A 14,840-nucleotide genomic window follows, 5' to 3' on the forward strand; every position below is an offset into this window, starting at 1 on the left:
TTTGTTGGTGGGGACCTTTTTGGTTCCTTGTTGGCGCGTTATCGCCGGAAAGGAGCGTGTGATGGCACGCAAGAGCTACCTGTTCACCTCTGAGTCTGTTACCGAGGGCCACCCCGATAAGATCTGCGACCAGATCTCGGACGCCATCCTGGACGCCATCCTCGAGAAGGAGGCGCGGCTCCAGGCCGCGGGCGTTGAGGGTGCAGACGTCGATAACGTCCGCTGTGCCATCGAAACCTTCACCACCACCGGCACCATCGTCGTCATGGGCGAGGTCCGCACCGAGGCCTACGTCGACGTACAGCAGATCGTCCGCGACACCGTCCGCGAAATCGGCTACACCCGCGCCAAGTACGGGTTCGACGCGAGCACCTGCGGCGTCATGAACCTCATCCACGAGCAGTCGCCCGACATCGCCCAGGGCGTCGACGGCACCTTCGCCCGCGCTACCGACGAGGACCCGCTGGACAAGATCGGCGCCGGCGACCAGGGCATGATGTTCGGTTACGCCTCCGACGAGACCGACGTGCTCATGCCCATGCCCATCTACCTCGCGCAGCGCCTGTCCAGGCGCCTGGCCGACGTGCGTAAGAACGGATCGCTTGCCTACCTGCGACCGGATGGCAAGACGCAGGTCACCGTCCGCTACGAGGGCGATAGGCCCGTCGAGGTGACGGCCATCGTCGTCAGCACCCAGCACGCGGCCTCCGTCGAGGGCTCCCAGATCCGCGAGGACATGATCGATCACGTCATCAAGCCGGTCATGGAGGAGCAGGGCATCAGCTGGAAGCACGCCGACATCTACGTCAACCCCACCGGCCGATTCGTCGTGGGCGGCCCCATGGGCGACACGGGCCTGACCGGTCGTAAGATCATCGTCGACACCTACGGCGGGATGGGCCGCCACGGCGGCGGCGCCTTCAGCGGCAAGGACTGCACCAAGGTCGACCGCTCCGGCGCCTATGCGGCACGTTGGGTCGCCAAGAACGTCGTCGCGGCCGGACTGGCCCACAAGTGCGAGGTCCAGCTGGCCTATGCCATCGGCGTGAGCCACCCGCTCTCCATCATGGTCGACACCTTTGGCACGGGCGCGGTATCCGACGACGTCATCGAGAGGGCCGTCGAGAAGGTCTTTGACCTCCGTCCCGGCGCCATCATCCGGGACCTGAGGCTCCGTCGCCCCATCTTCAGGAAGACGGCCGCCTACGGCCACTTTGGCCGCAAGGACCCCGACTTCACCTGGGAGAGCACCGACCGCGTCGACGAGCTCAAGGCCGCCGTCGACTCCCTGAGGTAGGGGCCGCCGAGGCGGATCAGGCCTGACCGGCTTGGACTGCAAGCATCACTCCTCTTGGATGGAGCCGCCGGGGCAAGCGCACCGGCGGCTCCATCCTCGTTCACGCTGTCTTGGCGGCTACTCGCCGAGCATGCGCTCGAGCTCGAGCACCGCGTTGCGCACACAGTCGTCGCACGGGCAGAGGATGACGCCCGTGTCGCGTCCCTTGAGCTCGGAGCATATGGTCGATCCGCAGCGCCTTCGGAAGCCCTCGAGGAGCTCCGCCGCATCGCGGTGGCACGCGCGGCCGTCGGCGCGCGCCAGGCCAAGCGCCATCTCGGCGCCGACGAGCGCGCCGCAGGTTCCCTCCATGTTGCCCATGCCCGACCCGAACGGCGCGCCCATCGCGCTCAGGGTCTCTTCCGGCAGGTCGCATACGTCGACAAACGCGCGAACCACCGCCTGACAGCAGTTGTTCCTGTCGTGCTTGAGTCCTACCGCCCGCTCGGTTCTCTCCATCAGCTCTCCGTTTCCCCGCGTCGCGCCGCAGCCCTCTGGCGGTGGCGCGGGCGCTTCTCGCTTGCTTTGTTGACATGGTATCCCATGGCCGGGCTGCCGGGACTATTCGGCTCCTGTGACGCCTGTCCGTTTGCGTCAGTCGACCTACCGTTCACGGACGCATCTGCTGCCGCCACGCGGCGCCTCGCGACCGTTGGCCGCAGTTGCGGATATAACGTTTCACGGTGCGTCGGCAAATCGGTCTTTCGCACAATAAATGCTGCTCAGCAGGTGTAGATTCCCGCGAGCTTGTCCAAAGAGAGAGGTCTGTCATGAAACTTCTGCGCGCAATGAGAGAGCCACTGAAGTACGTCCAGGGCAAGGGCGCCCTCCTCAAGTTCGAGGAGGAAATGGGCTACATGGGCAAGCGCTGGCTCTTCGTCTGCTCCAACAGCGGCTACAAGGCCTGCCACGACAAGATCGAGCAGAGCTTCGGCGACTCGGACAGCTACCGCCGCTACGAGATCTTCGGCGGAATCTCGAGCAAGGGCGAGATCGCCAAGATGCAGGAGATCGTGGAGAAGGACGCAATCGACGCGGTCGTGGCGGTGGGTGGCGGCTCTGCCGTCGACACCGCGAAGGCCACCGCGTTCTACGCCGGCAAGCACGTCGTGGTAATCCCGACCGTCGCCGCGACCGACGCGCCGTGCACGGGCCTCTCCGTCATCTACAACGACGACGGCAGCTTTGACAAGTACCTCTTCTATCCCACCAACCCCGACGCCGTCATGGTCGACAGCCAGGTCATCGCCGAGGCCCCCGTGAGCTTCCTCGTCGCCGGCATGGGCGACGCCCTGGGCACCTACTTCGAGGGTCGCGCCTCCATCAGGACCGAGTCTCCCAGCCTCGAGGGCACCGGCATCACGCGCGCTGGCATGGCGCTGGCCAAGCTCTGCTACGAGACGCTGCGCAACTACGGCTCTCAGGCCATCGCCGCGTGCGAGAACAACGTGGTCACGCCGGCACTCGACGCCATCATCGAGGCCAACGTGTACCTTTCCGGGGTCGGTGCGGACAACGTCAACTGCGCCGCGGCCCACTCCTTCTACAACGGCCTCACCTCGCTCGGCGGACACAGCGCGCCCCACGGCAGCTGCGTCGCCTTCGGCACCCTCGTCCAGCTTGTGCTCGAGGGTGCGACCAAGGAGGAGTTCGAGGACGTTCAGGGCTTCTGCCGCGAGGTCGGCCTGCCCACGACGCTCGCCGAGCTCGGGATCACGACCGACGAGCAGATCCACACCATCGCGAAGAACGCCTGCGTGCCCGGCGAGACGATTCACAACCTCGCCGGCGACGTCACACCCGACGAGCTCTACGCCGCCATCGTTCAGGCCGATGCGCTGGGCAAGGCGAACTCCTAGGGGGTCTCGTCCTTGGCTAGAATTATTCGCGTCGAGACCGTTTGTGCCTGCGGCGCCCCAAGTCTGGAGTGACGATGACCTCATCGGGACGTGAAGATCGCAATTCAGGGGAGCCCGCCCGCGCATGCGCGGGCGGGCTCCCTCTGTCTCGCCGCGCCCTCCTGCGCGCCATCGGTGGCTTGGGAGCGCTCGGTGCCGCAGCCCTGAGCTCAGGGTGCTCGGGCGCGCACGTCGCCGACGAGGCCGAACCGGTCGCCACTGTGGTCGAGGGCTCGGCCAACCCTGTAGAGCTTGCGCGATCCATGCAGGTGGACATGGTCGGCGATGTCGGCAGGCTTAAGACCTTCGACATGCACTGCGACACGGTCGACGTTCTGTCGATGTCAAGCTGGGAGCCCTACCTCTCGACGCCCGCCCTCTCGCGCCAGGGTGACCTCATGAGCAACAACGGCGACGTTTCCCTCGATCGCATGGGGCAGATCGCGCACGTGCAGGGCTATGCCATATGGCTGCCCGACGCGGTCGACGACCCGCTGGGCTTCTACCGTCAGGCGCGCGACTGGTTCAAGTCGCAGATGCAGACCTATTCCGACTCCGTTGTCCAGGTGAAGGATGCGCAGGACATACCGGACGTCCTCGCCCAGGACAAGAGCTGCGCCTTCTTGACCGTCGAGAGCGCCGCGGCCGTGAAGGACGACCTCAACGTGGTCGACGAGATGGCCGATGACGGCGTGAAGTGCGTGGGTCTCACCTGGAACGGTCAGAACGCGCTCGCCGGCGGCGCCAAGTCCGATGTCGGCATCTCTGACCTGGGTCGCAGGGCGATCGAGCGCTTCGAGGACCGCAAGGTCGCGCTCGACGGCGCCCACCTTTGCGACCGCTCGTTCTGGGAGCTCATGAAACTGCGCCGCAGGCCCGTCATGGTGAGCCACGCGCTCTCGCGCAGCGTCTGCGACGTGCCCCGCAACATGACCGACGACATGTTCAGGGCCGTCGTCGACGACGGTGGCATCGTCGGCGTCAGCTGCTGCACCGAGTTCATCACCAAGCGCACCACCGGGACCGACGTCACCTTCGACGAGCTTATGGCCCACTACGAGCGCTTCCTCGACCTTGGCGGCGAGAAGTGCCTCTGCCTTGGTGGAGACTTTGACGGAGCGCGGCTTCCCTCGTGGCTCTCGAGCGTCGACGCGCTCCCTTCCTTCTACAATCAGGTGGCCGCGCGTTTCGGCGCGGAGCTCGCTGATGATATCTTCTTCCAGAATGCCTACGCGTTCATGGTGAGAAACGAGCTTGTTTAGAACTGCCGGTTAGAAACGAGTTGGTTTGGTGCGCTTTGCCTCTGTGGTCTTGGACATCCCTACGCGAGCCCTGGACGCCGCCTTCGACTACGCCGTTCCCGACGAGGTTCGCGCACGGGCCGAGGGCGACGGTGTGGGCTGCTCCGGAGGGCTCATTGGCTGCACCGTGCTCGTGCCTTTCTCGCACAGGCAAGTCGTCGGCTACGTCGTGGCCACCTTTGACGAGGCGCCTGCGGGAATCGACCCCGCCCGCATCCTTCCCATCGCCCGCATCTTGGCCTCCAGCGCCTTTGACGAGCCGTCGGCGCGAGTTGCTCGCTGGATCGCGCGCGAGTACAGCTGCCCCCTGTGCGAGGCCATCAGGCCTTTTCTGGCGCCCGGGCAGACCGTTAAGGTCCGTCGCGCCGACGACTCGAGCCCCTGGGAGCTCGTGTGCGAGAAGAGCGGTCCCGTCGACGAGCGCTGGGTCTCTCTGACCGAGTCCGCCGCGGACTTCGAACCGCGCGCCAACGCCAGCAAGCAGCGCGCGGTGCTCGGGGCGCTTTCGCAAGGCACCGTGCGCATGGCCGAGCTTTCCGCTATGCTGCCGGGCTGCTCGGCAACGGTCGCGGCGCTCCAGAAGCGCGGCGTCGTCTCGGTAGAGCGCCGCAGGCACGTGCGAGGGGGAGAGGGGACCACGCTTTCGAGTGCGACCGCCAGCCGTCCCGAGCACCTTACGAAGGGGCAGGTCGGCGCACTCGAGGCCGTCGCCGCCGCCTGCGCGGCGGCCCGCGGCGACGTCGTGGTCGTCGACGGCGTCACCGGATCGGGCAAGACCGAGGTCTACCTCGAGGCTATCGAGCGCGTCCGCAAGTCTGGCAAGAGCGCTCTCGTGCTAGTGCCCGAAATCTCGCTCACCGCGCAGACCGTGGGTCGCTTCAGGTCGCGTTTCGGAGACGACGTGGCCATCCTCCACTCGCGCCTTTCGGCCGGCGAACGCTTCGACCAGTGGGACCTCGCCCGCAGGGGAGAGGCGCATGTCGTCGTGGGCGCTCGTTCGGCCCTGTTCGCGCCACTGCGCGACTTGGGGCTCGTGATCATTGACGAGGAGCACGAGGCCAGCTACAAGCAGGACTCCGCGCCGCGCTACCATGCGCGCGAGGTGGCGGCCCGAATCGCGCGCGAGCGCGGCTGCGCCCTGGTTCTGGGCTCCGCCACCCCCTCGCTCGAGAGTCTCGAACGCTGCCGTGCGAAGTCATGGGGCGGCGTGAGCTGGACGCGCGCGTGCATGCCCGAGCGACCGGGCTCGGCCAGGCTTCCCAAGGTGCGCGTGGTCGACATGACCGAGCAGTTTGCGCTCGGCCGCAAGCACATGTTCTCGAAGCCGCTCGCCGACGCGCTGCAGGGCGTTGCCGAGCGGCGCGAGAAGGCTGTCCTGCTCCTTAACCGAAGGGGCTTCGCGAACTTCCTGATGTGCCGCGAGTGCGGCGCGGTCCCCGAGTGCCCGCACTGCTCGACCTCGCTCACCTACCACGAGCGGACCCACACGCTGGTGTGCCACAGCTGCGACCGCTCCTGGGCCATCGGCACGCCCGGCGCGCCGATGCGCTGTCCCGTGTGCGGCAGTCCCTACCTGGGCGCCTACGGCATCGGGACGCAGCAGGTCGAGACCACGCTCGCGGACGAGCTTGCGGGAAAGGGCGTCACCATCGTCCGCATGGATGCCGACACGACGCGCGGCAAGGGCGAGCACCAGAGGCGCCTGGAGGAGTTCGACGCGGCCGAGTGCGCCGTGCTCGTCGGCACCCAGATGATCGCCAAGGGGCTCGACTTTCCCCAGGTCACGCTCGTCGGGGTCATCAACGCTGACACCACGCTCAAGATGCCCGACTTCAGGGCGGCCGAGCGCACCTACGATCTCCTCGAGCAGGTTGCCGGTCGCGCGGGCCGCGGCGAGCGCCCTGGCGAGGTCATCATCCAGACCTACTGGGCGAGCCATCCCGCCATCCAGGCCGTCGCCGCCCACGACCGTGACCTCTTCATGAGCTCCGAGCTCGAGGAGCGCCGCGATGGCAACTACCCGCCTTACTCGCGTCTGGCCAACGTGCTGTGCTGGGGTCGCAACGAGTCCGAGGTCCGCCGCGTTCTGGACGGCGTCGCCTCCACGCTGCGCGCGCGCATCGAGGGGCGACGCGGCTGGGAGGTGCTGGGCCCGGCCGACTGCCTCAAGTCGCGCGTGAAGGACCGGTTCCGCAGGCACATCCTGGTGAAGGCGCCCGTGGGGGAGGAGCTTGGCGCCCTTCTCGACGCCTGCGTCCGCGAGCAGGACAAACCGCGCGGCGTGAACGTCGCCGTCGACGTGGACGCCTACGACATGATGTAGTCGGCGCGCCCGCCGCGCCTTGCGAGGGGCACTCGCCCCCGGCTCGGGCTGATGCGGGTTTCTCGTGTTTGCGCGCCCACGTGCCTGCGGGGGCCGCGTGAGGGTAAGCTTGAGGTGCTGGCAATCTATTGCAAGGAGAGTTACATGAGTGCAGAGAAGGACATCGTCTGCGCACCCGACGACAGGCTCAAGACCGAGTGCGCGCCCATCCAAAAGATCGACGACGGCGTGAAGGCGCTCGCGAAGCGCATGCTCGAGGACATGTACGAGTCCGACGGCTGCGGCCTCGCCGCACCGCAGGTGGGCGAGCTCGTCCAGTTGGTCGTCATCGACGTCGACTACAGCGGCGCTCACGACCGCAACCCCTACGTCCTCATCAACCCGAAGATCGTCAAGGCCGACGGCCCCGAGCGCCCCTTCAGCGAGGGCTGCCTCTCGTACCCCGGCATCAGCGTCGAGGTCAGCCGTCCCAGCCACGTCGTGGTCCAGGCGCTCGACCTCGAAGGCGACCTCATGCAGTACGAGGCCCAGGACAATCTTCTGGCCGTCTGCCTCCAGCACGAGATCGACCATCTGCACGGCATCACGATGGTCGACCACCTGACTCCCGGCCAGCGCGTCGCCGCCATGCGCGACTACCAGCAGGCCGTCGCCGCCGGAGCCAGGCCTGGCGAGACTTCCGTCGACTAGGGAGGCCACATGCGCGTCGTCTTCATGGGAACGCCCGACTTTGCCGTTCCGTCCCTCAGGCTGCTTGTCGAGCGTCACGACGTGACGCTCGCTCTCACGCGCCCCGACGCGGTGCGCGGCCGTGGCAAGCGCCTCGAGCCTTCCGCCGTCAAGGCGGCCGCCCTCGAGCTGGGGGTTCCAGTCATCGAGACCAACAAGATAACCCCTGAGGTGCTCGACCGCATCAGGGCCGAGACGCCCGACGTCATCTGCGTGGCCGCGTATGGCTGTATCCTTCCCGACGAAGTTCTCGACGTCGCGCGCCTGGGATGCGTCAACGTGCACGGCTCGCCCCTGCCGCGCTGGCGCGGCGCCGCCCCCATCCAGCGTGGCGTCCTCGAGGGGGACGACGAGGTGGGCGTCTCGATCATGCGCGTGGTCCACGACCTCGATGCCGGGGCCTACTGCCGCCAGGCCACCATCGCCGTGGGACAGAAGACCTGCACGCAGTTGATGTCCGAGGTCGCGCAGCTGGGTGCCGACGAGCTACTTGCCGCGCTCGGCCAGATGGAGACGGGAGAGGCCCGCTGGGTCGAGCAGGACGAGTCCCAGGTCACGTACGCCAAGAAGATCAGCAAGGCCGAGATGCGCCTTGATCCCGCCGACGACGTCGCCAAGAACGCCCGTCGCATCCAGGCCTCGACCGACGCCGCGCCGGCCCGCCTCAAGGTGGGCGAGAGGGGCGTGCGCGTCCTTCTCGCAACCGTCTCCTCCGAGCCGCTTGGCGCCGGCCGGGCGCTTGTCCGCAAGGGCCGCGTGTTCCTGGGCTGCGCCGACGGCTCGCTCGAGCTGCTGCGCGTCAAGCCTGACGGCAAGAAGGAGATGGACGCCTCCGCCTGGGCCCAGGGCCTGCATGCGGACGGCCTTACATGGGGGCGTCTGTAGTGGGAGCGTTGTCTTCCGCGCGTGCCGCGGCTCTCGATGTCGTCTGCGAGGTTCGCCGCCGCAGGGGGCGCGTCCGTGACATCCTTCGCTGCTCCGGCGAGGTCGAGGCCCTCGACCCGCGTGACCGTGCCCTGACGACGCGCCTCGCCGTCGGTGCCGTTCGCGCCTCCGGAACCCTCGACGGGATCGTTCGGTCCCATGTGACGCGCGGGCATCTGGAGCCGCGCCTTGCCGACGCGCTTCGCGTCTCGACGTTCGAGATCCTGTTTCTCGACACGCCCGCACAGGTGTCCGTCAGCCAGGGCGTAAGCCTCGCGGCATCCGTCGCACCCCGCGCCCGCGGCCTCGCGAACGCAATCCTGCGCCGCGTTGCGGCCGAGGACCTTCCACGGATCGGCGAGGCACGAGAACGTCTTCAGGCACTCGTTTCGCTCGAGAATGACCAACATATCGAAGGCGTCGAACCTACGGGCAAATATGGGCTCTCAGATGGTCGCTTTTCGTCGGCCGGTGCCTCCGAGCCCTCGTCTGCTCTTGTGGCTGACATCTCTCTCGCGGGCTGCCTTCCGCAGTGGCTCGCGGAGGAGGTTGTCGCTTCCTTAGGACCCGCACTCGGTGCCTCGCTTGCCCTGCGGGCACTTGAGCCGCCTGCCGCGACCGTTGCCGTCAACCCCTCGCTCGGCGAGGGGCTGTCGCTCGAGGCCCTGTCCGCAGCCGCTCTTGACGAGTCTCCGCTCCCGTGGCCCGGTGCATATCGGCTTGGTCGGCAGGCCGGGCTTGCGCGCTCGGGTCTCGTGCGCGCGGCAAAGGTGCTGCCCTGTGATCTTGCCGCCCAGGTGGTCGCCTGGACGGCGGCGTCTTGCGCGTGCGGCACGGCCGACCGGCCTGCCCGACTGCTCGAGGTCGGGCAGGGGAGGGCGACCAAGACCATTCTCATGGCCGGTGCCGCGCAAAGCTGGGCGCGCACGTTAGATATCTGCTCCGTCGAGTTGGAGGAGTCCAAGGTCAGGCTTGCTTGCGAGCGCCTTCGCGCTGCGGCCGTGGCCGATCGCTGCAAGTCGTTCGCCCTCGACGCCACGTCCCTTTCCGACGACGACATGCCCATGCCTCTGCAAGAGCCGTTCGACGTCGTCTTCGTCGACGCACCGTGCTCCGGTTCGGGCACGCTCAGGCGGCACCCCGAGATCGCCTGGTCACTGTCTCGGGATGCCGTGCGTCATGCAGGGAGCCTTCCCGCCCTGCAGCTTGAGATCCTCGCGGCGGCGGCCTCTCGCGTCGCTCCGGGCGGCGAGCTGCTCTACTCTACCTGTTCCATCCTTGTCAGCGAGGACGTCGAGGTCGTCCAAGCATTCCTCAATAGCGAGAAGGGTTCCGATTTCAGACTTGCGAGCGTTACGGACGCACCCATCGCCTCTGGACTCAGGCCAGAAGAGGCTGATCTTCTCGGGCACATGGTCTCTGCCGACGGAATGTTTCGCTCCTCGAGAGGCACGCTCTTCGGCATCGACTGCGACGGACACTTCCTTGCCCGTCTGGTTCGTACCGGAGGCACGGAACCTTGATAATGTGCGTCCTCGCCTATACGAGTTCCTGGATTCCGGTCCCCGGCTCTGCCAGGGACCATTTTTTTGATTGACGCCTCTGGTTCAGCCTTTGTTCATTTTATAGGTATCTAGCAGGTATTTCATAACCATAAAGTAACGCTTTATGCTGCTAGTCTTACCCTATAGTAAGCCTTGAGTTTAGCCTTACAGGAGCTTGAGATAGATATAAAATAACGGGCCCTTTCGGGCCCGTCTGCCTGTCTAATTATTCCTGAAGGCGGCCTTTCGGCCCCACGGCACCTCTTCCGGAGCCTATTTCTTGCCCTTCTGGTCGGTGTTGTAGAAGCCCGAGCCCGAGAAGACGATGCCAGACGCGGAGAAGACGCGGCACGCCTGGGCACCGCACTTGGGGCAGTCAACCTCGGGGTGCGCGTTCATGGGGTGCTCGACCTCAAACGTGTTGTCGCACTCGGGGCACTTGTAGTCATAACGAGCCATTGTTGGAACCTCCGGACGAAACTAACCTTTCGGCTGTGCGGGGCGTCCTCGCCCCTGGCCGTCTTCGTTCTTACCCTTCGACGTACGAATCTACCACGAGCTTTCGGGAATGCCCCTGTTATCATGGAATCTGCTCTTTGGCACTGTGCCCGCGGCGACGGCTGCGGCTCTTGGGAGGAAGCATGGCAATTCGCGGCGCGCTCTTTGACTGTGACGGAACCCTGATCGACTCCATGCCCATGTGGCATCGGGTGACGGTCGAGCTTCTCGCCGCGCATGACGTCGACGACCCCGAGAACGTCTTCGCCAAGACCGAACCGCTCCCTCTGCACGAGATGTGTGCGAGCTTCTGCGACGACTTCGGCGTCGACTCAACCGAGGACGCCCTTTTCGAGGAGCTCATGGTTCGCGTTCGCGACGCCTATGCGCACCGCGTCGAGCTCCTTCCGGGCTGTCGGGAGTTCCTGGGGGACCTTTCCGCCCACGGCGTTCGCATGGCGGTCTGCTCGTCCACTTCCGTCCCCGAGGTCGAGCTCGCGCTCGAGGCCCAGGGCATTCGCGGGTTCTTCCAGGACGTCATCTCGACGGGTGGTTCCGTCCGCAGCAAGGAGTATCCCGACGTCTGGGAGAAGGGCCTCGCCTCGTTGGGGACCGCAGCGGGAGAGACCTGGGTCTTCGAGGATGCGCCCTTTGGCATGAGAAGCGCCCGCCAGGCGGGCCTTCACACCGTCTGTCTGTTCAGCCCCCACGGGGACCGCGACATCGACGAGTGCTCCCGCCTCGGCGACATCCTCGCCCATGGCTACCCAGAGCTCTCGTTCGCCCTGCTCGAAGACTATGCGCTTCCGGTTCCCGGCTTCGGGTCCGGCTCCGATCCGTCTCCCGACGCCGCGCCCCTACGGGCGCTCGTCGTCGATGGATCCCCAGAACCGAGCTCTGCCGGGCTGGTTCGTTCCCTGGCACGGGATGCCGACTACGTGATCGCAGCCGACGCGGGCGCCATGGTCCTAAGGGAGGCCGGTGTCGTGCCCGACGCGTTCTGCGGGGACTGCGACTCGGTCGAGCCTACTGCCGGCGACTGGGCTCGCTCCGTGTCTCGCGTTAGCTACGAGCTTCCCCGCGAGAAGTACGCGACCGACCTCGCCTACGCCATCGCCTGCGCCCGAAACGAGGCCGCTCGCCAGGGCCGTCCGCTCGCACTCGACGTCACCTGCGCCACGGGAGGCCGTCCCGACCACGCGCTTGCCGTGATGGGCCAGCTGCTCGGCGCCGCCGACGCTAGGCCCCGTCTGGTTGAGGACGGCTTCGAGGCCCGGGTTCTCTGTCCCGAGGGCGCTGACGAGTGGGGTCTGGGCGGCGACGCCAAGGGGAGGACCTTCTCGCTCATTGCCCTGCGCGACTCGATCGTCTCGGAGTCGGGCATGCGCTGGAACCTGGATCGCCGCACCCTTCCGGCCCTTTCTGACGAGGGCGTGTCCAACGTCGTTGCCGAAGGGGGAGCGCACATCCACTGTCACGAGGGCGCCGTCATGGCGTTTCTGCTATAACGTAAATCTTTTCGCACGGGGTGGACCACCACCTCTGCAGTCGCCTCCGGCGGTTGCCTGCGTTGGAAGGGGCTGGAGTATAAGAAAAGGAGCCCCGAGGGGCTCCCTTGCTTAAGCGCTATGCGTGCTGATACTTATGCCTGCTCAGCAGAGCGAGCAACCTTGCCGCTCTTGAGGCAGCGCGTGCAGACGTTCTTCTTGACTGCCTTGCCGTCCTCGAAGACGGTGACGCGCTGGATGTTGGGCTTAAACGTACGGTTGACGGTGCGGTGGGAGTGGCTGATGGAGCGACCAGCAACGGCGTGCTTACCGCAGATATCACAAACCTTCGACATTGTTACGACCTCCAAAGGGCGGCGCGGATGCCCCGCAATTTCCAAAGCCGTCCAAATATAGCACAGCCGATGTGTTGCGCAAGCCCCAGAAGTGCGTTCTTGTGGTGGTTTTGTAGTCAGATACGTGCGATTTGCATCTTTCTGGATGCTTTTGACCGCTTGGCGCGGCGGCGCCCCCTTGCCTATTCCTGCGCGGGGACGCCTTGGGCACGCTTGCCTGCGCGCCCTGACGTATGGGGAATTTCGTTTGTCATGTGGCTGCGCGCCACGATGCGGGCTCTTGCGGCACTTCTCTGCGCTATAGTTGGCATATTCATGCTGAGTCCCCGAGTCCTTGGGGGCAAGCGAGAGGAGAAGATATGGCATCTGTCGTTCCCGGCGAACTCCGGGTATCCAACGACTGCATCGCGGACCTTGCCGGTTATGCCGCGCTCGAGTGTTACGGCGTTGTGGGCATGGCCGTCACCGACGAGCAGGATGGCGTCACTGTTCTGCTTCCCGCCCGTCGCCTGAGGAAGGGAATCGGCGTCACGGCCGTGGATGGGGGCGTCAAGGTCGACCTCCACGTCGTCGTCGAGCAGGGGGTCAACATGTCCTCCGTCTCTGATAACCTTGTCAGCTCCGTCAAGTTTATCCTCAAGCAGATTGCCGAGCTGGACGACGTCGAGGTGCGCGTCCATATCGAGGGCATCCGCACCCGCTAGCGTCTGCTGGCACAACTGAACGCTTCCATATATAGAGTAGGAACCGAGGTTCTCCAGAAATGATCGCCAACGTCGTTCGAAACTGTTTCCCCGTTGCGGCCCAGGTCGTCGCTGACAAGGCCGATGAGATCAACAAGCTCAACGTCTTCCCCGTCCCCGACGGAGACACGGGCACCAACATGTCGCTCACCCTGGGCACCGTCGTCAAGGAGGTCCAGGCGCTTCCCGCCAACGCCTCCATGGACGACATCGCCAAGGCCATCACCCACGGCTCCCTCATGGGCGCGCGCGGCAACTCTGGCGTCATAACCAGCCAGATCCTGCGCGGCGTCGCCGAGGGTCTGACCGCCGCCAAGGGCGACTCCGCCACCGCCGCCGACATTGCCTTTGCGCTGCGCAACGGCGTCAAGGTGGCCTTCAAGGCCGTCCGAAAGCCCGTCGAGGGCACTATCCTCACCGTCCTGAAGGACATCTCGGCCAAGGCGGACCAGCTCGAGAAGGCCAATGTCTCCGCCAAGGAGGCGCTCGACGCCATCGTCGTCGAGGCCTACGAGTCCGTGGCCCGCACGCCCGACCTCCTTCCCGTTCTGAAGGAGAACGGCGTCGTCGACTCGGGAGCCTTCGGTCTGGCCACCTTCATCGAGGCCTTCGTGAACGCCTACAACGGCAAGGCTGGCGAGGTCTCCGAGTTCAAGACGACCGTCGACTCCGAGGGTGCCAAGGCCCACGTCTCCGACGTCGTCGACATCGAGCTTAACGACGACTGGGAGGGCTCCGAGTTCCGCTACTGCACCGAGTTCCTCTTCCACGCCGAGGATCCCAACTTCGACGAGGAGGCCAACCTCAAGTACCTGTCCACCATGGGAGACTGCGAGCTCCTGGTCGGCTCCAACCCCGACTACAAGATCCATGTCCACACCAACAGGCCCGACCGCGTCCTGCGCCACATGCTGCACCGCGGCCAGATCTTTAAGGTCTACGTCCACAACATGGACCTCGAGGCCGAGGAGCGCACCGAGTCCATCCGCGAGGACAAGGCCGAGGCGGTTGCGGGTCAGAAGAAGCCCCTGGGCTTCGTCGCCGTGGCGGCCGGCTCCGGCCAGGCAGACATCCTGAAGTCTCTGGGCGTCGACGTCATCGTCTCTGGTGGCCAGACCATGAACCCCTCGACCGCCGACATTCTCGATGCCATCGAGAAGTGCAACGCCGAGTCCGTTATCGTCCTTCCCAACAACGGCAACATCCGCATGGCCGCCGAGGCCGCTGCCAACGCGTGCGACAGCTGCGACTGCGCCGTCGTTCCCACCAAGACGGTTCTGCAGGCCTTCGCCGCGATGTTCGTCGCCGACCCCGAGGGCGACCTCGACGCCAACGTCGAGGAGATGACCGACGCCATCGGCGAGATTCGCGACGGCGAGGTCACCTCTGCGGTCCGCGACTCCGCCGCGGCCGACGGAACGCCCATCCACTCTGGTGACGTCATGGGCATTATGGGCGGCTCCATCGAGGTCGTCGGCTCCAGCGTCCAGGATGTCACCCTCGAGGTGATCAACCGCATGCAGGAGGAAGAGGAGGGCGACACGCTCACCATCCTCGCCGGCTCTGACTTGGACGACGATGCCTTCCAGAAACTGGTCGATGCCATCGAGGAGGCCCAGCCTGACCTCGAGATCGACTCCCACCGCGGCGAGCAGCCCCTCTACCCGGTTGTCTTCTCCATCGAGTAGGAGGCCTTCGCGC

At 65.9% G+C, this 14,840-nt stretch carries 13 protein-coding genes; 10 read left to right on the forward strand and 3 right to left on the reverse strand.

Going from position 1 to position 14,840, the window contains the following annotated elements; translation table 11 throughout:
* The first annotated feature begins 61 nt into the window (after positions 1-61).
* Positions 62-1,297, forward strand: coding sequence for a methionine adenosyltransferase (gene metK, locus BMY31_RS02565; RefSeq protein WP_078687861.1), 1,236 nt, complete (start codon positions 62-64; stop codon positions 1,295-1,297).
* A 117-nt stretch (positions 1,298-1,414) separates the two neighbouring features.
* Here metK and BMY31_RS02570 read toward each other — a convergent pair whose 3' ends face one another.
* Complete coding sequence (locus tag BMY31_RS02570; protein WP_078687862.1) at positions 1,415-1,795, reverse strand: C-GCAxxG-C-C family protein; 381 nt, start codon at positions 1,793-1,795, stop codon at positions 1,415-1,417.
* 329 nt (positions 1,796-2,124) lie between these two features.
* Here BMY31_RS02570 and BMY31_RS02575 point away from each other — a divergent pair, with 329 nt between their 5' ends.
* The 6 genes from BMY31_RS02575 to BMY31_RS02600 all read left to right on the forward strand — a co-directional run bounded on the left by BMY31_RS02575 (position 2,125) and on the right by BMY31_RS02600 (position 10,034).
* A complete protein-coding gene (locus BMY31_RS02575) occupies positions 2,125-3,195 on the forward strand; it encodes a glycerol dehydrogenase (protein WP_234970845.1) in 1,071 nt (356 codons plus the stop codon).
* Positions 3,196-3,269: 74 nt separating this feature from the next.
* Entirely contained in the window at positions 3,270-4,496 is a 1,227-nt protein-coding gene (locus BMY31_RS02580; RefSeq protein WP_078687864.1) for a dipeptidase, read from the forward strand.
* A 28-nt stretch (positions 4,497-4,524) separates the two neighbouring features.
* The gene (priA, locus tag BMY31_RS02585; protein ID WP_091008099.1) at positions 4,525-6,858 is read left to right on the forward strand and encodes a replication restart helicase PriA; all 2,334 of its coding nucleotides are present in this window, start codon (positions 4,525-4,527) and stop codon (positions 6,856-6,858) included.
* A gap of 144 nt (positions 6,859-7,002) precedes the next feature.
* A complete protein-coding gene (gene def, locus BMY31_RS02590; RefSeq protein WP_091007976.1) occupies positions 7,003-7,548 on the forward strand; it encodes a peptide deformylase in 546 nt (181 codons plus the stop codon).
* Between the two features lie 9 nt (positions 7,549-7,557).
* Positions 7,558-8,472: a methionyl-tRNA formyltransferase gene (gene fmt, locus BMY31_RS02595; protein WP_091007978.1), complete on the forward strand. Its 915-nt coding sequence runs from the start codon at positions 7,558-7,560 to the stop codon at positions 8,470-8,472.
* Positions 8,472-10,034: a transcription antitermination factor NusB gene (locus tag BMY31_RS02600; RefSeq protein ID WP_180371334.1), complete on the forward strand. Its 1,563-nt coding sequence runs from the start codon at positions 8,472-8,474 to the stop codon at positions 10,032-10,034. Before fmt ends, BMY31_RS02600 begins: the two co-directional genes overlap by 1 nt.
* Positions 10,035-10,328: 294 nt before the next feature.
* Here the strand turns inward: BMY31_RS02600 and BMY31_RS02605 are convergent, their stop codons facing one another.
* Positions 10,329-10,514: an FmdB family zinc ribbon protein gene (locus tag BMY31_RS02605; protein ID WP_091007983.1), complete on the reverse strand. Its 186-nt coding sequence runs from the start codon at positions 10,512-10,514 to the stop codon at positions 10,329-10,331.
* Between the two features lie 182 nt (positions 10,515-10,696).
* On the opposite strand from BMY31_RS02605, the gene BMY31_RS02610 reads away from it, so the two are divergent.
* On the forward strand, positions 10,697-12,061 hold the full coding sequence (locus tag BMY31_RS02610) for a thiamine diphosphokinase (RefSeq protein WP_091007987.1): 1,365 nt from the start codon (positions 10,697-10,699) through the stop codon (positions 12,059-12,061).
* 134 nt (positions 12,062-12,195) lie between these two features.
* On the opposite strand, the gene rpmB is transcribed toward BMY31_RS02610, so the two are convergent.
* On the reverse strand, positions 12,196-12,396 hold the full coding sequence (gene rpmB, locus BMY31_RS02615; RefSeq protein ID WP_078687870.1) for a 50S ribosomal protein L28: 201 nt from the start codon (positions 12,394-12,396) through the stop codon (positions 12,196-12,198).
* 359 nt (positions 12,397-12,755) lie between these two features.
* Between rpmB and BMY31_RS02620 the strand changes: the two genes are divergently transcribed.
* Complete coding sequence (locus tag BMY31_RS02620; RefSeq protein WP_078687871.1) at positions 12,756-13,100, forward strand: Asp23/Gls24 family envelope stress response protein; 345 nt, start codon at positions 12,756-12,758, stop codon at positions 13,098-13,100.
* 59 nt (positions 13,101-13,159) lie between these two features.
* The gene (locus BMY31_RS02625) at positions 13,160-14,827 is read left to right on the forward strand and encodes a DAK2 domain-containing protein (protein WP_078687872.1); all 1,668 of its coding nucleotides are present in this window, start codon (positions 13,160-13,162) and stop codon (positions 14,825-14,827) included.
* Positions 14,828-14,840: the final 13 nt, after the last annotated feature.

The sequence above is a fragment of the Parafannyhessea umbonata genome (assembly GCF_900111255.1).
Lineage (GTDB): Bacteria > Actinomycetota > Coriobacteriia > Coriobacteriales > Atopobiaceae > Olsenella_J > Olsenella_J umbonata_A.

Coding starts and splice junctions, on each gene's coding strand:
- rpmB (WP_078687870.1), bottom strand. CDS start 12,396: ATGTCGAAGGTTTGTGATATCTGCGGTAAGCACGCCGTTGCTGGTCGC.
- metK (WP_078687861.1), top strand. CDS start 62: ATGGCACGCAAGAGCTACCTGTTCACCTCTGAGTCTGTTACCGAGGGC.
- fmt (WP_091007978.1), top strand. CDS start 7,558: ATGCGCGTCGTCTTCATGGGAACGCCCGACTTTGCCGTTCCGTCCCTC.
- BMY31_RS02610 (WP_091007987.1), top strand. CDS start 10,697: ATGGCAATTCGCGGCGCGCTCTTTGACTGTGACGGAACCCTGATCGAC.
- BMY31_RS02625 (WP_078687872.1), top strand. CDS start 13,160: ATGATCGCCAACGTCGTTCGAAACTGTTTCCCCGTTGCGGCCCAGGTC.
- BMY31_RS02605 (WP_091007983.1), bottom strand. CDS start 10,514: ATGGCTCGTTATGACTACAAGTGCCCCGAGTGCGACAACACGTTTGAG.
- BMY31_RS02570 (WP_078687862.1), bottom strand. CDS start 1,795: ATGGAGAGAACCGAGCGGGCGGTAGGACTCAAGCACGACAGGAACAAC.
- BMY31_RS02580 (WP_078687864.1), top strand. CDS start 3,270: ATGACCTCATCGGGACGTGAAGATCGCAATTCAGGGGAGCCCGCCCGC.
- BMY31_RS02620 (WP_078687871.1), top strand. CDS start 12,756: ATGGCATCTGTCGTTCCCGGCGAACTCCGGGTATCCAACGACTGCATC.
- BMY31_RS02575 (WP_234970845.1), top strand. CDS start 2,125: ATGAGAGAGCCACTGAAGTACGTCCAGGGCAAGGGCGCCCTCCTCAAG.
- def (WP_091007976.1), top strand. CDS start 7,003: ATGAGTGCAGAGAAGGACATCGTCTGCGCACCCGACGACAGGCTCAAG.